Annotated in this window: 16 protein-coding genes; 11 read left to right on the plus strand and 5 right to left on the minus strand. The window is 69.6% G+C overall.

Annotated elements, in window-relative coordinates:
• Positions 1-9: 9 nt before the first annotated feature.
• The gene (locus Q0480_RS03175; RefSeq protein WP_299130602.1) at positions 10-390 is read right to left on the minus strand and encodes a response regulator; all 381 of its coding nucleotides are present in this window, start codon (positions 388-390) and stop codon (positions 10-12) included.
• A gap of 288 nt (positions 391-678) precedes the next feature.
• On the opposite strand from Q0480_RS03175, the gene bktB reads away from it, so the two are divergent.
• Positions 679-1,857 carry a beta-ketothiolase BktB gene (bktB, locus tag Q0480_RS03180; protein WP_299130604.1) on the plus strand — a complete coding sequence of 393 codons (1,179 nt, stop codon included), beginning with the start codon at positions 679-681 and terminating at the stop codon, positions 1,855-1,857.
• 335 nt (positions 1,858-2,192) lie between these two features.
• Complete coding sequence (locus tag Q0480_RS03185) at positions 2,193-3,665, plus strand: MFS transporter (RefSeq protein WP_299130607.1); 1,473 nt, start codon at positions 2,193-2,195, stop codon at positions 3,663-3,665.
• Positions 3,666-3,681: 16 nt separating this feature from the next.
• Here the strand turns inward: Q0480_RS03185 and Q0480_RS03190 are convergent, their stop codons facing one another.
• On the minus strand, positions 3,682-3,990 hold the full coding sequence (locus Q0480_RS03190; RefSeq protein WP_299130609.1) for an antibiotic biosynthesis monooxygenase: 309 nt from the start codon (positions 3,988-3,990) through the stop codon (positions 3,682-3,684).
• Positions 3,991-4,165: 175 nt separating this feature from the next.
• Here Q0480_RS03190 and Q0480_RS03195 point away from each other — a divergent pair, with 175 nt between their 5' ends.
• On the plus strand, positions 4,166-4,978 hold the full coding sequence (locus tag Q0480_RS03195) for an SDR family oxidoreductase (protein WP_299130611.1): 813 nt from the start codon (positions 4,166-4,168) through the stop codon (positions 4,976-4,978).
• A 21-nt stretch (positions 4,979-4,999) separates the two neighbouring features.
• Here the strand turns inward: Q0480_RS03195 and Q0480_RS03200 are convergent, their stop codons facing one another.
• Positions 5,000-5,752: a cell cycle transcriptional regulator TrcR gene (locus Q0480_RS03200; protein ID WP_299130613.1), complete on the minus strand. Its 753-nt coding sequence runs from the start codon at positions 5,750-5,752 to the stop codon at positions 5,000-5,002.
• Positions 5,753-5,867: 115 nt separating this feature from the next.
• Between Q0480_RS03200 and Q0480_RS03205 the strand changes: the two genes are divergently transcribed.
• From Q0480_RS03205 to mscL, 6 genes are all read left to right on the plus strand, one after another.
• Positions 5,868-6,500: a ribonuclease T2 gene (locus tag Q0480_RS03205; RefSeq protein ID WP_299130615.1), complete on the plus strand. Its 633-nt coding sequence runs from the start codon at positions 5,868-5,870 to the stop codon at positions 6,498-6,500.
• 260 nt (positions 6,501-6,760) lie between these two features.
• A complete protein-coding gene (gene mgtE, locus Q0480_RS03210; RefSeq protein WP_299130618.1) occupies positions 6,761-8,182 on the plus strand; it encodes a magnesium transporter in 1,422 nt (473 codons plus the stop codon).
• Between the two features lie 126 nt (positions 8,183-8,308).
• Positions 8,309-9,391 (plus strand): phenylalanine--tRNA ligase subunit alpha, encoded by a 1,083-nt coding sequence (gene pheS / locus Q0480_RS03215; protein ID WP_299130620.1) that lies wholly within the window; start codon positions 8,309-8,311, stop codon positions 9,389-9,391.
• On the plus strand, positions 9,388-9,786 hold the full coding sequence (locus Q0480_RS03220) for a DUF2513 domain-containing protein (protein ID WP_299130621.1): 399 nt from the start codon (positions 9,388-9,390) through the stop codon (positions 9,784-9,786). Before pheS ends, Q0480_RS03220 begins: the two co-directional genes overlap by 4 nt.
• A complete protein-coding gene (gene pheT / locus Q0480_RS03225) occupies positions 9,783-12,188 on the plus strand; it encodes a phenylalanine--tRNA ligase subunit beta (protein ID WP_299130623.1) in 2,406 nt (801 codons plus the stop codon). Before Q0480_RS03220 ends, pheT begins: the two co-directional genes overlap by 4 nt.
• Positions 12,189-12,320: 132 nt before the next feature.
• Complete coding sequence (gene mscL / locus Q0480_RS03230; protein ID WP_299130626.1) at positions 12,321-12,746, plus strand: large conductance mechanosensitive channel protein MscL; 426 nt, start codon at positions 12,321-12,323, stop codon at positions 12,744-12,746.
• Positions 12,747-12,759: 13 nt separating this feature from the next.
• Here the strand turns inward: mscL and Q0480_RS03235 are convergent, their stop codons facing one another.
• On the minus strand, positions 12,760-13,089 hold the full coding sequence (locus tag Q0480_RS03235) for an AzlD domain-containing protein (RefSeq protein ID WP_299130628.1): 330 nt from the start codon (positions 13,087-13,089) through the stop codon (positions 12,760-12,762).
• On the minus strand, positions 13,086-13,793 hold the full coding sequence (locus Q0480_RS03240; RefSeq protein WP_299130630.1) for an AzlC family ABC transporter permease: 708 nt from the start codon (positions 13,791-13,793) through the stop codon (positions 13,086-13,088). Before Q0480_RS03240 ends, Q0480_RS03235 begins: the two co-directional genes overlap by 4 nt.
• 158 nt (positions 13,794-13,951) lie before the next feature.
• On the opposite strand from Q0480_RS03240, the gene mobA reads away from it, so the two are divergent.
• Entirely contained in the window at positions 13,952-14,560 is a 609-nt protein-coding gene (gene mobA / locus Q0480_RS03245) for a molybdenum cofactor guanylyltransferase MobA (RefSeq protein WP_299130632.1), read from the plus strand.
• 205 nt (positions 14,561-14,765) lie between these two features.
• Positions 14,766-15,890: an MFS transporter gene (locus Q0480_RS03250; protein ID WP_299130634.1), complete on the plus strand. Its 1,125-nt coding sequence runs from the start codon at positions 14,766-14,768 to the stop codon at positions 15,888-15,890.
• The last annotated feature ends 106 nt before the right edge of the window (positions 15,891-15,996 follow it).

The raw sequence follows: 15,996 nt of genomic DNA on the forward strand, positions 1-15,996 counted from the left end.
GCCGAGCGCCTACTTCGGCCCGGCATCGGCGTTTTTCTCGCCGTAGTGCTGGACCAGCGCGGCCATATCCTCGAGCCGCAGCGGCGCGCGGAGCAGGCCGCGGGCGTTCGGGATGAGTTCGAAGATCGCGCCGTCCGAGAAGAAGCCCCGCGCCGTCACGGCGATGATCGGCATGTCCGGATTGCGGTAGGTGGCGAAATCGGCGATGGCGAGCGCCTCGCCTTCGGGGAATTCCATGTCGAGGAGCAGCGCGGCATAGGGCCGCGCGCGCAGCGCCGCGTAAGCCTCGGCCGCGGCGCAGGCGAGCGTGCAGGCGCAGCCCTCGCGTGTCAGGAAGCCGGCCCAGACGTCGCCGAGGTCCCGGTTATGCTCCACGATCAGGACCTGCACGTCCGTTCCCCGCCCCGCGCGGCGTCCTTCGGGGCCGGATGGCCCGCGGACGCGGCGCCGATACATTCGCCACGACAGATACGCGGAAGAGCGGCGCGCCTGGCCGGAACCCGGCCCCGCGCGCCGCCGGGGATCATAGTACATGAACCGCGCCGTTTGAAAAGCGAGCGTGCCTTGATCCCGAGGCGCCCTTTTATCGCTCCGGCGGGCCGTCCAGACCACTAGGGGGATTGCGCGCGGCGCCCGCCGGCGCCAAGGGTAGGGCAAGCAAAATGGGAGACAACGCTCATGACTACCGACATCGTCATTCTCGACGGCGCCCGCACCGCGATCGGCGCCTTCGGCGGCAGCCTCGCGGCCGTGCCGCCGACCACGCTCGGCGCGCATGTCGCCAAGGCGGCGCTGGAGCGCTCCGGGGTCGAAGGCGGCCAGATCGGCCAGGTCTTCTTCGGTCATGTGATCAATACCGAGCCGCGCGACATGTATGTGAGTCGGGTCGCCGCGCTCGAGGCCGGCATTCCGGAGAGCGCGGGGGCGCTGAACGTCAACCGCCTCTGCGGCTCGGGCGCGCAGGCGATCGCTTCCGCCTTCCAGGTGCTGGCACTCGGCGACGCCGATTTCGCGCTGGCCGGCGGGGTCGAGAACATGTCGCGCTCGCCCTATGCGCTCACCTCCACCCGCTGGGGCCAGAAGATGGGCGACGCCGCCGCGATCGACATGATGGTCGGCGCGCTGACCTGCCCGATGGGCACGGGCCACATGGGCGTCACCGCCGAGAACGTCGCCGCCGAGGCGGGGATCACCCGCGAGGACCAGGACGCCTTCGCGGCCGAATCACAGAGCCGCGCGGCGAACGCGATCAAGGAGGGCCGTTTCGCCAGCCAGATCGTGCCGATCGAGATCAAGGTGAAGCGCGACATGGTCGCCTGGGCCACCGACGAGCATCCCAAGGCGACCACGGTCGAGGCGCTGGCCAAGCTCCGTCCCGCCTTCAAGAAGGACGGCGGCGTGACCGCCGGCAACGCCTCCGGCCTGAATGACGGCGCGGCGGCGGTGGTGGTCGCCCGTGCCGACGCGGCCGCGAAGGCGGGGCTGAAGGCGCGCGCGCGTATCCTGGGTTACGCGGTCTCCGGGGTTCCGGCGCGCACCATGGGGGTCGGCCCGATCGCGGCGGTGGGGCAGTTGCTGACGAAGATCGGCATGTCCGCCGACGCCTTCGACGTGATCGAATCGAACGAGGCCTTCGCGGCGCAGGCGATCGCGGTCAACCGCGGCCTCGGACTGGACGTGGCGAAGGTCAATCCGAACGGCGGGGCGATCGCCCTCGGCCATCCGCTCGGCGCCACCGGCGCGATCCTGACCGTGAAGGCGCTCTACGAGCTCGAGCGGATCGGCGGCAAGTACGGGCTGATCACCATGTGCATCGGCGGCGGGCAGGGCATCGCGCTGGCCATCGAGGCGCTCTGAACAGCCACGGGGGGCTCCCGCGGGGCGCGTGGCCCTTGGGTCCCGCTCCGGCTGACGCCGGAGCGGTGGGGCGGCCTGTTGGCCGCGAGCCTTTTTCTCCCCGCCTGTTGGCGGGGGCCCCTCGTCCTGCCCGATAGGAATTCTGCCAATATGAAACTGGAAGAAGCCTAGGGGCGGCGTGGGCCCGCGGGGCTTCCGGCGCGCTGGAGGGCTGAGCCCCGGCTCAGCGAGGGCGCCGGGTCCGGTGGCCCCGATGGGTTCAGCGGGCGAAAACGGGCTGACGCGGCGGGCGCGCGCGCCATATAGCCGCCGAGGCCGTTCGCGGAGGCGCCACCATGACTGTCATCACCGCCGGCGAGCCGGGCCTCTATCCCGGCCGATGGATTGCGATGGCGGTTCTGCTGGTCGCCGGTTTCATGAATCTCATCGACGTCTCGATCGTGAACGTGGCCTTGCCGAGCATGCAATCCGCGCTCGGCGCCTCGGACAGCCAGATCGAATGGGTGGTGGCGGCCTATATCCTGGTCTTCGCCCTCGGCCTTCTGCCCTTCGGCCGGGCCGGCGACATCCATGGGCGGCGGCGCGTCTTCACTCTCGGGGTCGGGGTCTTCACCTTCGGCTCGGCGCTCTGCGGTCTTGCGCCGAACATGAACGCCCTGATCGCCGCCCGCGTATTGCAGGGTGTCGGCGGCGCGCTGATGACGCCGCAGACGCTGGCCATCGTCCCCACCCTGTTTCCGCCGCGTGAGCGCGGCCTCGCCTTCTCGCTGTTCGGACTGGCGGCCGGGCTCGCCTCGGTCACCGGCCCGGTGGTGGGCGGACTTCTCATCCATGCCGACATTCTCGGCCTCGGCTGGCGGCCGATCTTTCTCGTCAATGTGCCGGTCGGCCTGATCGCCATCCTCGCCGCTCGCCGCTTCGTCCCCGATCTGCCCGGGGCACCCGGCTTGCGCACGGATTTCGTCGGCGTCGGCATCGCTGGCGTGACACTGCTCTGCCTGATCGCGCCGCTGATCGAGGGACGTCAGCTCGGCTGGCCGCTCTGGTGCTTCGCGGTGATGCTGGCCGCCGTCCCGCTCGCCGCGATCTTCGTCCGCTGGCAGCGCCGGCAAAACCTGCGCGGCCGGCCCGAGCTGTTGCCGGTCGGCCTGCTCGGCAACCGGAATTTCCTGATCGGCTGCCTGATGGTCGCGCTGCTCTTCTCCGGGATTCCGGGCTTCTTCCTGGTGCTGGCACTCTATCTGCAGAACGGCTTCGGACTGATCCCGCTGGAATCGGGCCTGGTCACCGTGCCGTTCTCGGTCGGCGTGGTGGTGGCCTCGCTGATCTCGGGGCGGGCGGGCATGCGATGGCCTCGCCGCCGGATCAGCCTCGGCGCGCTGCTGCTGGCCGCTGCGATGCTCTGGCTGCGCGCGGTGGTGGCGGATACCGGGGAGGCCGTGGTCTGGGCGCGCTTCGCACCGGCGCTTCTGACCGGCGGGCTCGGACTCGGGCTCGCCGTCGCGCCGATGTTCCAGACGGTGCTCGCCGGGGTGTCGGCGCGCGACACCGGCTCCGGTTCGGGTGCGCTGCAATCGGTCCAGCAGGTTGGCGGCGCCTTCGGGGTGGCGATGATGGGCGAGATCTTCTTCGGCCGCCTCGCCGCCGGACTGATGGCCGGGACCGCGCCGCACGCGGTCTACGCCGGCGCGCTCGGGATCGCCCTGCTCTACAACGCGCTCAGCTTCCTCGCGGTGGCCGCTCTGGCGCGGATGCTGCCCCGGCCTGGCGCGGCGACGGCGCTGCCCGCGATGGCCGCGCATGAGTGAACGTGGCGGAAGGCGCTCAGCTTTCGACGACGCTCTCGAAGCCTTCGAACTGGGGATGGCCGATATACATCGGAGCGCGGCCGCCGGCGGTGGCATGCGCCTTGCGGAAACGCGCCGAGCGGGTCCAGGCTTCGAAGGCCGCGCGGTCCTGCCAGATCGAATGCGAGATATAGAGCGTATGCTCCTCGGTGGTCGGGCCGCGCAACAGCTTGAAGGCCTCGAAGCCGTCGACCTGGTCGAGTTCGCTGTCGCGGGTCCGCCACATCTCCTCGAAGTCGGTCTCGGCGCCCGGGACGATGCGAAAGCGGTTCATGGCGATGAACATGGGGTCTCTCGTTCGGTGGTTGAGATGGTGCGAAGAAGGCCAGGGCGGACGCGCCGGCCTCGCCGGGTCGGAGTTCGTTCTAGCGGCGGGGGACGCCGCCGTCATCCGCATTTCGCGCTCGCGGGGGGCGCGGCGCGGCGATACTCTCGCGGTGACACGGGCGAGCGGGGGCGGAATGGGCGACGGACTGGCCGGAAAATCGGTGATCGTGACGGGCGCGGCCCGTGGCGTCGGGCGGGCCGCGGCGCGCGGCTTCGTGCGCGCGGGCGCCAGTGTGATGATGGCCGATATCGACGAGACCCGGCTCGAACGCGAGGTCGAGACCATCGCCCGCGAGGGCCATGACGGCAGGGCGGTGGCCTTCACCGGCGACCTGCGCCAGAAGCTGACCATGAGCAACCTGGTCGCCGCGACGCTCGACGCCTTCGACAACGTGCATGTCCTGGTCAATGCGAGCCGGCTGATGGTCGCCGCCGATCCGTTCCTGCCCGACACCGATCAGTTCGACGCGATGCTCGAGCGCAATGTCACCGCGCCACTGCGGCTGAGCCAGGTGGTGGCGCGGCGGATGATGGAATTCGCCGCCGCCGAGAAGCCGCGCCCCGTGGATCGGGCGATCGTCAATATCGGCTCGATCCAGAGCAAGCGCACCCTGCCGGAGCTGCTCGGCTATTCGGTCAGCTGCGCCGCGCTCGACCAGATGACGCGGGCGTTCGCCGTGGCGCTCGCCGGGCATGGTGTGCGGGTGAACGGCGTCGCGGTCGGCGGCATGCTGAGCGGTTCGATGGAATCGGCGCTCGGCGAGATCGAGGATCTGGCTGGCGCGCTCGGGGAGGTCGTGCCGCTCGGCCGTCTCGGCGAGCCGGAAGAGGCGGCGGCGGCCGTGATCTATCTCGCCTCGCCGGCCGCGAGCTTCGTCACCGGGCAGATCCTGGCGGTGGACGGTGGCCGCCTGCTGCTCGATCCGCTGGATACGCCCGCGGCGTGAGGCGCGTCGCGCGCTTCGGGATCAATCATCCTCGTCGGGCGAGGGGGCGAGGTTGAAGAAGCTCTCGGCATCAGCCTTGGCATCCTCGCGCGAGACGCGGTCTTCCTTGCGGAGCGGGCCGGTGCCGAGCTTGAAATTCTCGAGGCCCGACATGCTGGCGGGGATGCGCGGCTCGGTCTCCATGGCGAGCGACTGCTCGGTCGAGACCAGCTTCATCCGCTCGGTGTCGTTCATCACCACGCCGGTCTTGGCCGAGCGGGCCACCGCCTTGGCGACGGCGGCGTCGAGCTCGCCCTGCTTGCACATGCCGAGTGCCACCGGATCGACGGGCGCGGTATTGGCGATGTTCCAGTGCGTGCGGTCGCGGATCGACTGGATCGTCGGCTTGGTCGTCCCGACCAGCTTCGCCACCTGGCCGTCGCTGAGCTCGGGGTGAAACTTCACCAGCCAGGCGATGGCGGCGGGGCGGTCCTGGCGCTTGCTGAGCGGGGTATAGCGCGGACCCTTGCGCTTGGTCTCGCCCTCGGCGGCCGGGTTCTTCCAGAGCCGGAGCCGCGCGGTCGGGTCCTTCTCGACGCGGGCGATCTCCTCGGCGGTCAGCTGGCGGTTGGCGATCGGATCGAATCCCTTGATGCCCTGCGCTACCTCGCCATCCGCGATGCCGTTGACCTCGAGCTCGTGCAGGCCGCAAAACTCGGCGATCTGCTGGAAGGTGAGCGTGGTGTTCTCGACGAGCCAGACGGCGGTCGCCTTTTGCATCAATGGAAGCGCCATGACCTTTTCCTTTCGTCCAAACAATCCTTCCCCGAGCCGAAAACTCGGGTGTGCCAAGGCACGCGGAGCCGTGTTCGTGGGGATCAGCGCGCAGTATATAGGCAGATCGGTCACGATGATAAAGGGTCATTCGCTTGGAACGGCCCTGGCGGCCGCGCTGGCGCTGGCGGCGCCGGCACGGGCGCAGGAGTTCGACTATTACGTGCTGGCGCTGAGCTGGAGCCCGAGTTGGTGCTCTTCGCAGGCGGCGCGGGGCGACGCGCCCGAGCAATGCGCGCCGGACCGCGACCTCGGCTTCTCGCTGCACGGGCTCTGGCCGCAATACGCCGATGGCGGCTGGCCGGAGAATTGCCGGACCGACGCCCGCGATCCCGCGCGCGGCGTCACGGCGGCCATGGCGGATATCATGGGGTCGGCCGGGCTCGCCTGGTATCAGTGGAAGAAGCACGGGCGCTGCGCGGGCCTGAGCGCGCCGGACTATTTCGACCTGTCGCGCCGGGCCTACGGAGCGATCTCGCTGCCGGCCTTTCCGCCGGGGCGGCGGTCGGCGACCGAGGTGGAGCAGGCCCTGCTCGACGCCAATCCGGACTTTCGGCCCGACGACATGATCGTGACCTGCGCGGATGGACAGGTGCGGGAGGCGCGGATCTGTCTCACGCCGGAGCTGGAGCCCCGCGCCTGTGGCCCGGACGTGATCCGCGATGCCTGCCGATCGGCCGAGCCGCTCGACATGCCGCCGATCCCCTGAGGATGGCCGCCGTCCGGGCCGCGGCGCCGGGCGCGCCTTTCATCTCCGGCCCGAGATGATCGCCGGGTCGGAGGGCGAGCTCGTTGGTGGTGAGGGTCGGCTTGGTGAAGTCGCCGTTGCCGAAGGCGCCTGGTTTTTCCCATGACAGCCCGAACGTCCAAAAATGGTCGAGAGATCAGCGCCGATGTGATTTTCGCCGCGTGACAGCACAGGGCGAGGGTGCTTTGCTGCGCCGCGGCGAATCCGCCGGAGAACAGCCCATGACCGAAGCCAAGACCGAGACACGCCTGCCCGACCGCCGCATCGATCCCGAGACCTTCGAGGATACCGAGGCGCTCGATATCGTGGCGGCGGAGCTCGCGCTCTATCTGCGGCGTGGCGAGTTCGGCGCGGTGAAGGGCTTCTTCGTGGTGCAGGAGGTGGCCGATATCGCCGGCCTGCTCGACCATATGGAGACCGCCGACGCGCTTGTCGCCATGCGCCAGCTGCCGGCGGCGGATCAGGCGGAGACCTTCGGCTATCTCTCGCCCAGCACCCAGGTCGCACTCAGCGAGGCGATGGACCGCAAGCAGCTCGCCCGGCTGATGGGCGCGATGAGCCACGACGAGCGGGCGGACCTGTACAACGTTCTCGACCCCCGCGCGCAGGAAGCCGTGCTGCCCGGCCTCGCCAAGGCCGAGCGCGACGACCTCCGCCGCCTCGCCTCCTATCCCGAGGGCACCGTCGGCTCGATCCTGACCTCGGACTATGCGACCCTGCGCCCCGAGATGACCGCGCCTCAGGCGCTGGAGGCGCTGCGCCAGCAGGCGGTGGACAGCGAGACGGTCTATTCCGCCTATATCGTCGACGACGCGCACCGCCTGCTCGGCGTGCTGTCGCTGCGCGAGTTGCTGGTCGCGCGGGCCTATCAGAGGGTCGGCTCCCTGATGGACACGGACCCGGTCTCGCTCCGGGTCGATGCCGACCAGAGCGACGCGGCGCGACTGATCGCGCGCTACGACCTCATCGCCCTGCCGGTGCTTGATGGCGAAGGCCGCCTCGTCGGCATCGTGACCCAGGACGATGCGATGGACGTCGCCGAGGAGGAGGCGACCGAGGATATATACAAATCCTCGACCGTCGGCCCGATCGAGGGCGGCGTGCGCGAGGCGGGGTTTCTCTCGCTCTATCGCGCGCGCATCGCCTGGCTGGTGCTGCTCGTCTTCGGCAATATCTTCTCCGGCGCCGGGATCGCCGCCTTCGAGGATGTGGTCGCGGACAACCTGCCGTTGCTGTTCTTCCTGCCGCTGCTGATCGGTTCGGGCGGCAACGCGGGCGCGCAGTCGGCGACGCTCATGGTTCGCGCGCTCGCCACCGGCGACGTCCGCCGCGGCGACTGGTTCCAGATGCTGTCCCGCGAGATGCTGATCGGCCTCGCGCTGGGCGTCACCATGGCGGTCGCGGTCTCGGCCATCGGCCTTGTGCGTGCGACACCCGATGTGACGATGGTGGTCGCCGCCGCCATGATCGCCATCGTGCTGATGGGCGCGCTCATCGGCATGTCGCTGCCCTTCGTGCTGTCGAGTTTCGACCTCGATCCCGCCACCGCCTCCGGTCCGCTCGTCGCTTCGATCTGCGACGTGATGGGCGTGCTCATCTATTTCGGCATGGCGAGCCTCGTGTTGAACAGCCAGCCGATGTGATTTTCGCCGACGGCCGAGATCGTGAAGGGACGGCTTGAACCCCTCTCGCCCGCGCCGGACTTGCATTCCCGCCGTCTCTCGCGCTAGGCGTCCGCGCGGGTATCATCCGCTGCGATGGGGCGAGAGATGGACGGGATCACCGGCCTGCGCGACAAGTATCTGACGGCGATCGCCGCCGCCGAGGGCGAGACGGCGCTGGAGGAGGTGCGGCTCGCGGCGCTCGGCAAGAAGGGCGAGGTGTCCGGCCTGATGCGCTCGCTCGGCGGCATGACCGCGGAGGAGCGCCAGACCGCCGGACCCGCGCTCAACCTGCTGAAGGACGACCTGACCGAGGCGCTGGGCGCCGCCCGCGCCCGGCTCGCCGACGCCGCGCTCGACGCCCGCCTCGCCACCGAATGGCGCGATGTGACGCTTGCCGGCCGCCCGGCGGCGCAGGGCACCGTCCATCCGGTCAGCCAGGTGACCGAGGAAATCGTCGCGATCTTCGCCGATCTCGGCTTCTCGGTCGCCGAGGGGCCGCAGGTGGAAAGCGACTGGTACAATTTCGACGCGCTGAACATCCCGCCCGAACATCCGGCGCGGCAGGATCACGACACCTTTTACATGGCGCGGTCGGAGGGGGACAATCGCCCGCCCCACGTGCTGCGCACCCATACCTCGCCGGTGCAGATCCGGGCGATGGAGGCGCAGGGCGCGCCGATCCGCGTGATCGCGCCGGGCCGGGTCTATCGCGCCGACTATGACCAGACCCACACGCCGATGTTCCATCAGGTCGAGGGGCTCTGCATCGATCGCGGTGTGTCGATGGCCAACCTGAAATGGGTGCTGGAGGAATTCTGCCGCGCCTTCTTCGAGGTCGACGGGGTCGAGCTCAAGTTCCGCGCCTCGCATTTCCCTTTCACCGAACCCTCGGCCGAGGTCGATATCCGCTGCTCCTGGGCCGGCGGCCAGCTCCGCATCGGCGAGGGCGACGACTGGCTGGAAATCCTCGGCTCCGGCATGGTGCATCCCAAGGTGCTGCGCGCCGCCGGGGTCGATCCGGACGAGTGGCAGGGCTTCGCCTTCGGCATGGGCATCGACCGGCTGGCGATGCTGAAATACGGCATCCCCGACCTCCGCGCCTTCTTCGACAGCGACCTCCGCTGGCTCCGCCACTACGGCTTCGCCGCCCTCGACGTGCCGACCCTGCAGGCGGGGATCAGCCGGTGAAGCGTGACCTGGAGGCCATTCGAAGAATTCTGCTTTCGGCAGAAAACTCTGAATACAGACTATTTGAGATTGGCCATTGGTCTCGATGTAACGAGTGGAATGATGAAGATTTTTCGCTGGACTCAAAGTTCTCTGATCACGAATTGTATCAAATAGACAAACTATTTGAAGCTGGGTACGTAAAAAAAGATAGCGATGAACATGGATTCAGTTATTTTGAAATAACCTGGATTGGACATGATTACTTGGACGCAATCCGCAATGGCACGGTTTGGGAGCAAACGACCCGTGCCTTAGCGGAGAACGGAGGGAGCATGACACTAGAGGTAGTGAAAGCTCTAGCTCTTGGGTTTGCGAAGAAGCAACTAGAAAAACACACTGGACTTGAGCTATGAAATTCACCCTCGCCTGGCTCAAGGATCATCTCGACACTTCGGCGACGCTGGAGGAGATCACCTTCGCGCTGACCGATCTCGGGCTCGAGGTCGAGGGGGTGGTCGATCCCGGGGCGGAGCTCGCGGCCTTCACGGTGGGCGAGATCCTCGAGGCGAGCCCGCATCCCGACGCCGACAAGCTGCGCGTCTGCCGGGTGGCGACGGCGGCGGGCGAAACCCAGATCGTCTGTGGCGCGCCGAACGCCCGCGCCGGCATCAAGGTCGTGGTCTCGAAACCCGGCGACTATATCCCCGGCATCGACACGACGATCAAGGTCGGCAAGATCCGCGGCGTCGAGAGCTTCGGAATGATGCTGAGCGAGCGCGAGATGAAGCTGTCGGACGCGCATGAGGGTATCCTCGAACTACCCGCCGAGGCGCCGGTCGGGGCGCGCTTCGTCGATGTGCGGCGTTTCGATCCGGTGATCGACATTGCCATCACCCCGAACCGCCCCGACGCGCTCGGCGTCGCCGGCATCGCCCGCGACCTCGCCGCCCGCGGGCTCGGTACCGTGATCACGCCGGCGGTCGAGCCGGTTCCCGGCGTGGAGCCCGCGCCGGTGCCGGTCTATCTGGCGCCCGACGTGGCGGGGGAGGCCTGCCCGCTGTTTCTCGCCCGGCTGATCCGGGGGGTGCGCAACGGTCCCTCGCCCCGGTGGCTGCAGGACCGGCTGCGCGCCATTGGCCTGCGGCCGATTTCGGCGCTGGTCGATATCACCAACTATGTCACCTTCGATCGCGGCCGGCCGCTGCATGTGTTCGACGCCGACAAGGTTCAGGGCGGCCTGACCGTGCGGCTGGCGCGGCCGGGCGAGAGCCTGCGCGCGCTCGACGGCAAGGACTATGCCTTCGACGGCTCCGAGACGCTGGTCTGCGACGCGCACGGGCCGGAGAGCATCGGCGGGATCATGGGCGGTCTGCGCTCGGGCTGTACCGAGGAAACGGTGAACGTGCTGGTCGAGGCCGCCTGGTTCGATCCGGTGCGCACCGCGCGCGCCGGGCGGCGCCTGCGCGTCAATTCCGACGCGCGCTATCGTTTCGAGCGCGGGGTCGATCCGGAGTTCACCCGGCCCGGTATCGAACTGGCGACGCGGCTGATCCTCGATCTCTGCGGTGGCGAGCCGGCCGAGGTCTTCACCGCCGGCCGTCCGCCGGCGACGGCGCGCGGCTTCCGGCTCGATCCGGCGCGCGTCGTCTCGCTGGTCGGCATGGAGATCGCCGCGCCGGAACAGGCGCGGATCCTGAAGGCGCTCGGCTTCGGCGTCACCGAGGCCGGGGCGGGGTTCGAGGTCGCCGTGCCGTCCTGGCGGCTCGATGTGCATGGCGAGGCCGATCTGGTCGAGGAAATCGCCCGCGTCGCCTCGCTGACCAAGCTCGAGGGCAAGCCGCTGACCCGCCCGGCGGGCGTGGCGCGACCGATCCTGACCCCCGGCCAGCGCCGCGAGGGTCAGGTCCGCCGAACCGTCGCCGCGCTCGGCTACAACGAATGCGTGACTTACAGCTTCATCGACGATCAGGCGGCGGGCCTGTTCGGCGGCGGCTCCGAGGCGACGCGGCTGGAAAATCCGATCAGTTCGGAGATGAGCCATCTGCGCCCCGACCTGCTGCCCGGCCTGCTGCGGGCCGCCGCGCGCAACCAGGCCCGCGGCTTCGCCGATCTCGCGCTGTTCGAGGTGGGGCAGGTGTTTCCGGGCGGCGAGCCGGGTGAGCAGACGCTGGTCGCGACCGGCCTGCGCGTCGGCGCCGCCGCGCCGCGCAACAGCCATGGCACCCGCCGGCCGGTCGATCTCTACGACGCCCGCGCCGACGCGGAGGCGGCGCTCGCCGCGATCGGCGCGCCGGCCACGCCGATGATCCAGCGCGCGGCGCCGGATTGGTTCCATCCCGGCCGCTCGGCGCTGCTCACGCTCGGGCCGAAGGTGGTGCTCGCCGCCTTCGGCGAGCTGCATCCGCGGGTTTTGGCCGCGCTCGATGTCAAGGGTCCGGCCGTCGCCTTCACCCTTCAACTCGCCAACGTGCCGTTTCCCAAGGTCCGGAGCGCCACCCGCCCGCCACTTGCCATCTCCGACCTGCAGGCGGTCGAGCGCGATTTCGCCTTCGTGCTCGACACGCGCGTCGAGGCGGAGGCGGTGCTGAAGGCGGCCCGCGCCGCCGACAAGGCGCTTATCTCGAACGTGTCCGTCTTCGACCTCTTCGAGGGGCCGAAGGCCGAGGCGCAGATGGGCGCCGGCAAGAAGTCCGTCGCCATCGCCGTCCGCCTGCAGCCGACCGCGGCCACCCTGACCGAGGCCGAGATCGAAGCCGTCTCGGCCAAGGTCGTCGCCGGCGTCGCCAAGGCCACCGGCGGCGTGCTCCGCGCCTGAGCGAATTTCTCGCGCGCCATCGGGGCGCCGGCCGGCGTGGCGGTTTCCACCGATCCGCCGCGTGGCGAAATAGCTTGCCACGGCGCGCCGGGCCGCCATTCTTTGGGCGTGAAACATCAGGAGACGCATGGGATGCTCAAGGAATTCCGGGACTTCATCGCCCGCGGAAATGTCATGGATCTGGCGGTCGGTATCATCATCGGCGCGGCCTTCACCGCGATCGTCAATTCGCTGGTCTCCGATCTCATCAATCCGCTGATCGGCCTCTTCACCGGCGGGGTCGATTTCTCCAATCTGTTCTTCGCGATGTCGACCGAGGAATTCCCGTCGGTGGCGGCGGCGGAGGCGGCGGGGGTCGCGGTCTTCCGCTATGGCTCCTTCATCACCGCGATCATCAATTTCCTCATCATCGCCTGGGTGGTGTTCCTGCTGGTCAAGGCGATGAACAAGCTCCAGGCCACCGTGACGAAGCCGGAGGAGCCAGTCCCGGCCGGTCCGACCCAGGAGGATCTGCTGGTCGAGATCCGGGATCTGCTGCGGGCGCGGCCGTCGGTCTGACGGAGGCGGACCCTCAGATCCCGAACAGGAAGATGGCGAGGTAGAGCGTCGCCATCCCCGCCGCGATGGCGCCGAGCGTGTTGCGGGTGATCGCCCCGATCGCCAGCGCGGCGATGGCGGCGGCGATGCGCGGGGCGTCGGCGTGGCCCCCCGTCGCCGCCGGCCAGACCACCAGCGGCGCGACGAGGCCCGGCATCACCGCGACCGGCACATAACGCAGCAGCCGCGAGGCCCAGCCGGGCAGCGGCCGGTCGCCGATCAGCCCGAGGAACGACACGCGGATGAGATAGGTGCCGATCCCGAGGCAGAGGATCACCAGCCAGATCGACGCGCTCCGGCTCATCGCCGCCGCTCCAACAGCAGCTCCACCCCGGCGCCGGTCAGCATGGCGAGCAGCGCCGCGATCAGGAGCCAGAGATTGTAGGGCATCCAGGCGAGCGCCAGCGACACCGCGACCGAGACGAAGGCCGCCGCCAGATGCGGCAGGCCGCGCAGCATCGGCGCGACCAGGGCGATGAAGGTGACCGGCACCGCGAAATCCAGCGCCAGCGCGGGCGGGATCGCCGCGCCGACCAGCGCGCCCGCCAGGCTCGCCGCGTACCAGAGCGGACAAATCGCGACGGCGGAGCCAAACAGATGCCACATCCGCTCGTCCACGCTCATCGGCGGGCGGAGCGTCGCATTCGAGATCGTCGTGCCGTAGGTCTGGTCGGTCAGCACATAGCCGGCCAGCGCGCGCTGCCAGAAGGGCGCCGCCCCGACCAACGGCGCGATGCTCGCCGAATACATCGCGAGCCGCAGGTTCACCGCCAGCGACGTCACGATCACGATCAGGAGCGGCGCCTGGTCGGACAGCAGCTGCAGCGCCGTGAATTGCGATGCGCCGGCGACCACGAAGACGCTCATCCCGAGAATCTGCGCGAGGTTCCAGCCCGCCTCGCTCGCCGCGACGCCGAACATGAGGCCAAAGGGCACTACGACCAGCGCGAAGGGTACCACGTCCCGCAGGCCGAGGAGGAATGCCCGGCGGCGCGGCGCCTGTTCCATGGACGAATTTCCCCAAGGTCGGCGGCGGGACATGAGCTTGTCGCTTGGCGACGCCTTGTCCGTGCGTCTATCGTGAGACGCCGCCGCGCTTCAACCCCGGAAATGATCACGGTCCTCGCCTTCCTCCGCCGTTCGGCGCCCCCGCGATCGCCAGCCGCGTGATCGGCGGGGTCATCCTCGCGGGGGGCGGCTCGATCCGCCTCGGCGGCGGCGACAAATGCCTGCTGACACTCGGCGACCGGCCGATCCTCGCACATGTGATCGCCCGTCTGCGCCCCGGCGTCGAGGCTCTGGCGCTGAGCGCGAACGGCGATCCGGCGCGCTTCACCCCCTTCGGCCTGCCGGTGCTGCCGGACGGGCCGCCGGGCGCGGTCGGGCCGCTCGCGGGGGTGCTCGCCGGGCTCGATTGGGGCGCCGGGCGGGGGTTCGAGGCAATCGTGACCGCCGCCGCCGACACGCCGGCCTTTCCGAGCGACCTCGTGACTGTCCTGCGCGCCGCCGCCGAGGGTCGACCGCTGGCGATCGCGGTCACGGAGGGACCCGACGGGCGGCGCGCGCATCCGACCTTCGGCCTCTGGCCCGTCGCCCTGCGCGCGCCATTGCGCGCCGCCCTCGCCGCGGGCGAGCGCCGCGTCCGGCGCTTCGCGGAAACCATGGGCTGCGCGGCGGCGATCTTTCCCGATCCAGGGGGGGACGCCTTCTTCAACATCAATACCCCCGCCGATCTCGATCTTGCCCGCGGCCGGCTCGCCGCCAGCGGGGGATGAGGCGTCCCGGCCACGCGGGACCGGCGCGTTCCGCGCGCGTGACGATCACGCTTGCCCGGGCCGCGGAGGGATGAAATGGGAGGCGACAGCCCGTCGCCCGGTCGTCCGCGCATTCGGTCCATCGCCCCAGGTCCATCGCCCCAGGTCCATCGCCTTGTCCTCGCCCCTGTTGTCGCGGCCGGGTGTTCACACCACGGCTTTCTACATGGCCTTCTTCATGGCCAACGGCGTGCATTTGCCGTTCTGGCCGCTCTGGCTCGAGAGCTGGGGCCTGACGGCGAGCGAGGTCGGGCTCTTCACCGCGCTCGGCATCGGCGTACGCGTGGTGGCGGGCCTCGTCATCCCCGCGATGGCCGACCGGCTCGACGCGCGCCGTGCGACCATCGTCGCCTGCGCGCTCGCCGGGGCGCTGATCTTCGTCGGCCACCTCTGGATTCGCGACAAGGCGGTGCTGCTGCTCGCGACACTGGCGGCGGGCGCGATGATGGCCGGCATCAGTCCGATCGGCGAGGCGCTCGGCGTCGCCGCCGCGCGCATCTTCGGCTTTTCCTACGCGCCGACCCGCGGCATCGGCTCGATCGGCTTTCTCACCGCCAATCTGCTGGTCGGGGCGCTGATCGCCTCGACCGGCGTGATGATCGCGCTCTGGTGGATCGTCGGCTGTCTCCTCGCGACCATGACGCTCGCCTGGCACCATCCGGGCGGACAGCGGCTCCAGGGCCAGACGCCGCCGAGGATCGGCGAGATCCGCCAGCTCGTGCTCAATCCGGTCTTCGCCGTCTTCGTCGCCGCGCTCGCCTTCACACAGGCGAGCCACGCGGTGTTCTATGCCTATGGCACGATCCACTGGACGGCGCTCGGTCTCGGCGAATCGCGGATCGGCGCGCTCTGGGCGACCGGGGTCGGGGCCGAGGTGGTGTTCATGGTGACCATCGGCGCCTGGATGACGCGCGCCCTGGGGCCGGTGGGGTCGCTCACCCTGTCGGGCGTCGCCGGGGTGGTGCGCTGGGGCGCGATGATGTTCGATCCGACGGGCTGGATCCTCTGGCCGCTGACCGCGCTCCATGCCTTCACCTTCGCGATCGGTCATCTCGGGGCGATGGCCTTCATCTCGCGCGCCATCCCGCCCCGCTTCGGCGCGGCGGCGCAAGGCGCGGCGGCGGCGATGGCGGCGGGCCTCGTTCTCGCCCTCGGCATGGCGGCGGCGGCGGCGGTCTATCCGACGCTTGGCGGCCTCACCTACGGCATCGGCGTCCTGATGTCGGCGATCGGCCTCGGGGTCTGCGCCCGGCTTGCCCGCGTCTGGCACGGCGAGGAACTGGCGGTCTGATACGAACACCGGCTGATCGGCTCGGTCCCTTGTCCCGAACGGCGCCTCGGCCCGGATCAGGCGACAGTCCAGTGGACTGTCGACCCGGGACGTTGGCCTTCGACCA

The sequence above is a fragment of the uncultured Amaricoccus sp. genome, assembly GCF_937891315.1.
In the GTDB taxonomy this organism is placed as follows: domain Bacteria; phylum Pseudomonadota; class Alphaproteobacteria; order Rhodobacterales; family Rhodobacteraceae; genus Amaricoccus.